This window comes from Acinetobacter sp. 2JN-4, from assembly GCF_003687745.1.
Taxonomy (GTDB): Bacteria; Pseudomonadota; Gammaproteobacteria; order Pseudomonadales; family Moraxellaceae; genus Acinetobacter; species Acinetobacter halotolerans.
Genome location: NZ_RDNY01000037.1, coordinates 1 through 255, shown reverse-complemented (window position 1 = coordinate 255; position 255 = coordinate 1). Strand labels below are relative to the sequence as shown.

Genomic DNA, 255 nt, shown 5'->3' with positions numbered 1-255 from the left:
AATGAATATGACTACCAATCCTGATAAGGGGAAAGATAGTGGAAGTTAAATATTTAAATGTTCCCCTAAAAATCAAATCTGTATCAGATACGGGTGAGTTTGAAGGGTACGCATCTGTTTTTGATGTTATTGATAGTTACAGCGATATCGTAGTCCGTGGTGCGTTCCAAAAGTCATTAGAACGTTGGGCTGAAAGAAATGATTTACCTTCAGTTTTATGGCAACACCAAATGGCCGAACCGATTGGACCATTTA

Annotated in this window: 1 protein-coding gene; it reads left to right on the top strand. The window is 38.0% G+C overall.

Annotated elements, in window-relative coordinates:
- Positions 1-38: 38 nt before the first annotated feature.
- The coding region (locus EAH57_RS15865) for an HK97 family phage prohead protease (protein ID WP_171407495.1) at positions 39-255 on the top strand (217 nt) is incomplete at its 3' end.